This is a genomic window from Stackebrandtia sp. (genome assembly GCF_035643755.1).
Classification (GTDB): Bacteria; Actinomycetota; Actinomycetes; order Mycobacteriales; family Micromonosporaceae; genus Stackebrandtia.
This window is the reverse complement of record NZ_DASQPW010000008.1, coordinates 1-5,310: the sequence shown is the minus strand read 5'-3', so window position 1 is coordinate 5,310 and position 5,310 is coordinate 1. Positions and strand designations below refer to the sequence as shown.

At 68.5% G+C, this 5,310-nt stretch carries 5 protein-coding genes and 1 pseudogene; 2 read left to right on the top strand and 4 right to left on the bottom strand.

Annotated features, from left to right (window positions below; all coding sequences use genetic code 11):
• A pseudogene (locus VE172_RS00460) lies at window positions 1-315 on the top strand (hypothetical protein); the annotation flags it as partial.
• Here the strand turns inward: VE172_RS00460 and VE172_RS00455 are convergent.
• The 4 genes from VE172_RS00455 to VE172_RS00440 all read right to left on the bottom strand — a co-directional run bounded on the left by VE172_RS00455 (window position 294) and on the right by VE172_RS00440 (window position 4,452).
• Entirely contained in the window at window positions 294-1,355 is a 1,062-nt protein-coding gene (locus VE172_RS00455) for a Kelch repeat-containing protein (RefSeq protein ID WP_324795580.1), read from the bottom strand. The pseudogene VE172_RS00460 and the gene VE172_RS00455 sit on opposite strands and share 22 nt — an antisense overlap.
• A gap of 150 nt (window positions 1,356-1,505) precedes the next feature.
• Entirely contained in the window at window positions 1,506-2,741 is a 1,236-nt protein-coding gene (locus VE172_RS00450; RefSeq protein ID WP_324795578.1) for a hypothetical protein, read from the bottom strand.
• Between the two features lie 19 nt (window positions 2,742-2,760).
• Window positions 2,761-3,627 carry a glycoside hydrolase family 16 protein gene (locus VE172_RS00445; RefSeq protein ID WP_324795575.1) on the bottom strand — a complete coding sequence of 289 codons (867 nt, stop codon included), beginning with the start codon at window positions 3,625-3,627 and terminating at the stop codon, window positions 2,761-2,763.
• A 24-nt stretch (window positions 3,628-3,651) separates the two neighbouring features.
• Window positions 3,652-4,452 (bottom strand): polysaccharide lyase family 7 protein, encoded by an 801-nt coding sequence (locus VE172_RS00440; RefSeq protein ID WP_324795572.1) that lies wholly within the window; start codon window positions 4,450-4,452, stop codon window positions 3,652-3,654.
• 175 nt (window positions 4,453-4,627) lie between these two features.
• On the opposite strand from VE172_RS00440, the gene VE172_RS00435 reads away from it, so the two are divergent.
• Window positions 4,628-5,310, top strand: a 683-nt coding sequence (locus VE172_RS00435; RefSeq protein ID WP_324795569.1) for a serine/threonine-protein kinase, incomplete at its 3' end; no start/stop codon positions are given.

Here is a 5,310-nt window from a genome sequence, read left to right as displayed (position 1 = left end):
CTGCGGCTGGCGGGAAGGGTGCCGCTGCCCGCCGCCGCTCGCGCCTGCCGGTTCGCGCTGCGTCCCGGCGACATCGTGGTGTTGACCGGCGCGTTCCCCGAGTCGAAGGAGCACTGGTCGCGACGCTGCCTCGAGGCCGGTTTGCGGGTCGCCGGCCACGTGTCGAAGCGGACCGCGCTGGTGCTGGCCGCCGACCCGGACTCCATGTCCCACAAGGCGACCAAGGCCCGCCAGTACGGCATCCCGGTGGCATCGTCGGCCGCGCTGGAGCGCCTGCTCGCCCCCGGCCGCCGCTACGATCCGCAGTCCGTGTAGCCCGGGAGAGTCTCGGCGGTGGCCACGGTGAGGCCGTTGCGGCCGCCGGCCTTGACCAGCCCGCACGACATCGAGCCCCGATACGCCAGCTGCCCCGCCGCGGGCAGCGGGGTCCATTGCCCGGCGGCCGGGTCGAAGCCGAGGGTCTCGTTGGTGACGCTGGAGCCGTTGACGATGCCGTTGCTGACGATCAGGTTTCCGTCGGCGACCGTCGAGGCCATCGCCCACAGGGGACGCGGCAGGTCGGCTCCCGCCTTCCACGCGTCTCCATTGAGGATGTAGGTGCTGGCCAGGGACTTGCCGTTGTCGTCGGTGATGCCACCGGCGCACACCACGCCGCCGCCGGGCCCGCCGCAGGCGCCGTGCGCGAACGGCACGGGGTAGTCGCCGAGCTTGTGCCAGCTGTCGGCGGAGGTGTCATAGCGCCAGACGTTGGTGCCGGGGGTGCACACGGCGGGGTCGGCGCTGGTGCAGCCGCCGACGATGTAGACCGCGCCGTCGACGACCGCGATGCCGCTGGCGGCGCGCGGTTCGGGCATGGCCGACGCCTTCGACCACGCGTCGGCGCCGGGGTCGTAGACGTACACGGTGTCCACGGTGTCGGTGTCGGTCCAGCCGCCGAAGACGTAGATCTTCCCGCCGACCACGGCGGCGCGGGCCTGCATGAGCGCCGCGGGCAGGTCGGCGATCGAGGCCCACTTGCCGCTCGCGGTGTCGAAGGCGTAGCCGGCGGCGGTGGCGTGCAGCTGGGAGGCCGAGTAGCCGCCCAGCACGTAGCTGCGTCCGTCGACCCAGGCCGCGGCGGTGTCCTGGGCTCCGGTGGGCAGGTCGGCGATGGCGGTCCATTCGGCGTCGGCCCGCGGCGCGGCCGCCGCGCCCGACCGTCCGGCATCGGCGGCGCCGGGGCCGGGGACGTGGGCCAGCCGCACGTCGGTGACGGCGGTGTCGTCGGCGAACGCCGAGGTGGACAGCAGCCCCATGGCCGCGACGATCGATCCGGCGATGACACCGGCGGCAAGCCGTCTTCGCGATGTACTCACGGCGTTTCCTTTCCGCACAAGGGAAGTCGAACATCCCGAGTATTCGACTTACAGGAAAGAAAGTCAAGTATTTCAATGTGTACTTCTGTTGGGTGTTGACGCGACGCGGGGACTCACCGCGCCGCGGTGAGTCCCCGATCGTCCGTGGCGTCAGCCTTTCGTGAACGCCACGCCCTGCAGATGGTCCAAGACGCCGTGGGCGAAGTTGCGCAGCAGGTCCGCGCCGTCGCCGTTGGTGCCCGGCTGCGACCCCAACGCCCAGTCGAAACCCGCCGAACCACAGTCATCGTGGTACTTGCACGCCGCGTACTGGTTCCACTGATTGAGCATGTATCCCCAGCTGGCGCCCGTGGGCACCATGGCGTCGATCGACGCGTTGTCCTCGGCGAGGGTGTCGTCGTCGTACTCGCCGCTGGTGTTGTCGGTCTCGTTGAGCACGACGGGATAGTCGTACTCATTCTGGTTGTCCTCGGCGGCTTGTGCGCACTTGTCGGCGTCCAAACCGTTGCAGTGCATCAGTGCCACGTCCGAGGCGTCGGCGACGGCGCCCTGCGGCCCCGAACCGTCGCCCCAGCGCGAGGCTCCGACGGCCAGCTTGAAGTCGGCGGCGTCGAAACGCGACTGCGCCAACTTGATCAGCTCGGCCATGCCGTCGTCGGAGGAGATGATGTCGGGATAGTCGTCATCGTTGTGCTCGTTGGCGATCTCGATGACGACATTGCGGTACTCGTGCTTGATCAGCCAGTCGGTGACGTTGGTGACCGCGTTGCGGATCGCGTCGTCGCCGTCGAGCGCCCCAATCTGTCCGAAATAGAAGTAACCCAGAACCACGACCATGTTCCGCTTGGCGCTTTCCTCAATCACCTTGCCCGCGCGGTCCATCCACTCCTGCCTCAACGAGCCGTCGCTGTTGAACCCGGGGTTCTTCGCGCCGTCGTAACCCGGGCTGCCGCCCTGCAGGTTGACGTCGGTGGCCATCAGGCCGTGCTCGCGGTAGTCGTCGAGGTGCGCGACGAAGTCGTCGGTGTTCTTGGCGGCGGTGAAGTCGGGGTCGTAGTCGGTGATCTTTCCGCTCTCGTCGTCGAACACCGCGTTGGCCGAGCGCAGGTTCAACAGCGAGCCCCGCACCTGGTCGGAGAAGCCGTCGCCCTGCCAGCCGGGGGTGTAGGTGAGTTCCCACTCGCCGTCGCCCTGGCGGACGTAGAACTTGTCGGGCTGGTAGTCCGAGCCGATGAGCTTGCCGGGCAGGATCTGCAGCGCGCCCGCGTCGGAGTGCGAGTCGGCCTGGGCGGGAAGGATGTTGAGCGCCGCCGCCAGGGCGGCGACCGCCACGACCGCGATGGCCGAAAACCACCCCAGGCGGCGACGTCGGTGTTGCTTTCGCATGTGAACAGCTCCTTCGGGGTCACTCCATGGAGTAGGCGACTGCCCAGTCGATGGAGACGTCGCCTTCGATGTCGTCATCGGGCTCGCCGCAACCGATGCACGACTCGGTCTGGATCACCCAGTGCATGGGATTGCTGGGGACGTGTTCGGTCGAGGTGCCGATCTCCTTGTCATCGAGGAGGAACACGACCTTGCCGGGCGTCCACTCGATCGTGGCGGTGTGCCAATCGGTGTAGGTGGCGTCGGTGTCGAACTCGTCCTGGCCGCCGTCCGGGTCGGCGTGGTGCATGAACGCGCCGATCTTGCCGTCCAGATCGCCCTCCGGAAAGTCGGTCTCGCCGTCCTCTGGCGTCTGTTCGCTGTCCGGCCACAGCAGCCACGCGGTCTTGTAGGACGAGATCGCGTCCGACTTGAACCGGATGCTGTAGCGGCCGTAGCTCTGCCCGTCCTCGCTGCCGTTCAGCTTGGGCAGCAGCGCGGCCACCATGTGCATGCCGTCCTCGGTGTGCAGGTGCTTGGTCAGCATGCCGTCGGCGACACTGACCACTTTGGACGGATAGTAGGTGCCGTTGCCGGAGGTGTCGTTCCAGCCGTCCGGGTACACCTTCCATTTGTCGCCGTAAGCGTCGCCGGGGAACTGACCGACCGCGGCCGGCTCGGTGAAGTCGTCCGCGAAGATCTGCTTCCAGCCGGGCAGGTCGCCCTGCGGCATCGGCTCGCCCGACGGGCTGTCGGACGAGTGCGGATCGGACGCGGCCCCGCGCGCCGGGTCGGCGTTGGCCGACACGGCGAAGCCCAGGGCGAACACCAGTCCCGCGATACCGATCGCGGATGCCGCGAGTCGCCCGCGGTTTCGGGCAAGGCGGAGGGAACGGATACGTACCATGATCGAAACTCCTCGTTCGTGGTTCTACTCGTGGGTGACCTTGGCGCTGTAGATCTCCACCTGGCCGAAGTTGCTCTCGTCGCACGGGTCGGAGTTGTCGCAGTTGGCCTGCGTGTATGCCCCCGTCTTGAAGTACGCGCCGTCGTAGTCCTTCGACAACGTGGCCTTCTCCTCGCCGTTGTAGAACACGTGGGTCTTGCCGTCCTCCACGACGAACTTCGCCTCGAACTTGGTGCCGAGCGTGTAGTGCTCGTCAAGCAGCGTGCCGTGCGGCTCATCCTCATCGGTGCTCCACAGCTGGTCGCCCTCCAAACGGAAGACCGTCACGTCGTCGTCGGAGCCGTGGATCTGGGCGCCCACGACGATGTCCCGATCGTCATCCCCTGGCTCGGGCAGATGGGTGAACGCCTCCTCGACCACCAGCGTGTGGGTGCCCTCGGAGGAGGACCAGCTCGCCTCGTCCGAACCGTCCATCTCGCGCAGTTCGGAGCGCGGGTACTTCGAGTTCTCCGTGGTCACCCCGTTGACGGGCGCCTGGAACTGGACGGCGTCGCAGTCGGCGTTGGCCGTGAAGTAGGGGTCGGCGGTGAAGCCGTCGAGGTCGGGCTGCTCGACGGTGTCGGGGTGGCCTTCGTCGCCGGTCGGCAGGGTCAGGTACCAGTTGGCGAGGTCGAGGATCTCGGACGGCTTCTTGTCGCAGTCCTGGGCGCCTCCGGCCGACGACGAGGCCCCGTCGGCCCACGCCTGGCCGCCGACGACGGCCGCCGCGCCGGTGACCAGCAGCGCCGCGCCCAGCGCCAGCCTCTTGTTGCGGTTGATCTTCATGGGATTCGCACCTTTCGATGAAGTTGTTCGATACAAAGGGAGACCCCCCGGGAGGGGTCCCGAGACGGACGGTCGATTTCGACGCGGCGATGCCATATGGTGGGTGCCCATTGTGAGTAAGGCGGAAGTCCACGCCCCCTGGGACGATCGGAAAGCAATGCGAGCAGGACAACTGGTGGCCGGACGCTACCGGATCGACAGGCAACTGGGATCCGGCGGCAACGGGGTGGTCTGGCGGGCCACCGACCAGCGGCTTCACCGCCAGGTCGCCCTCAAGCAGGCGCTGTCCAACGACAGCGTCGGCGTCGGCGAACGGGTCGCGCGGCTCAAGCGCGAGGCCGAGATCCTCGCGCGCCTCAACCACCCGTACGTGGTCACGCTGTTCGACGTGGTGTGCTCGGACAACGTGTGGTGGCTGGTCATGGAGTACGCGACCGGCCACAGCCTCGCCGAGCAGGGCCGCCTGTCGGTGGAGCAGGCCGCCGCCGTCGGCGTCCAGCTCGCCAACGCGCTGGAGGCGTTGCACGCCAAGGGCATCCTGCATCGCGACATCAAGCCCGCCAACGTCCTGATCTCCGACGACGGCCGGGCCAAGCTGGGCGACTTCGGGATCTCACGCGACGTGCGCGGCGCGGCCACCCTGACCGCCACCGACGGCCTGTTCGCGGGCACCCCCGGCTATCTGGCGCCCGAGGTCGCCCAGGGCGACGAGCCCTCCGAGGCCTCCGACGTGTTCTCGCTGGGCGCCACGCTGTTCGCCGCCGTCGAGGGGGAGTCGCCGTTCGGCGCCACGGACAACCAGCTGGCCACGCTGCGACGCACCGCCGAGGGGGAGGTCGCCGCCCCCGAACGCGCCGG

Bases quoted from the DNA above. Each gene is read 5' to 3' on its own strand.
- VE172_RS00445 (WP_324795575.1), bottom strand. From the start codon at position 3,627: ATGGTACGTATCCGTTCCCTCCGCCTTGCCCGAAACCGCGGGCGACTC.
- VE172_RS00440 (WP_324795572.1), bottom strand. From the start codon at position 4,452: ATGAAGATCAACCGCAACAAGAGGCTGGCGCTGGGCGCGGCGCTGCTG.
- VE172_RS00450 (WP_324795578.1), bottom strand. From the start codon at position 2,741: ATGCGAAAGCAACACCGACGTCGCCGCCTGGGGTGGTTTTCGGCCATC.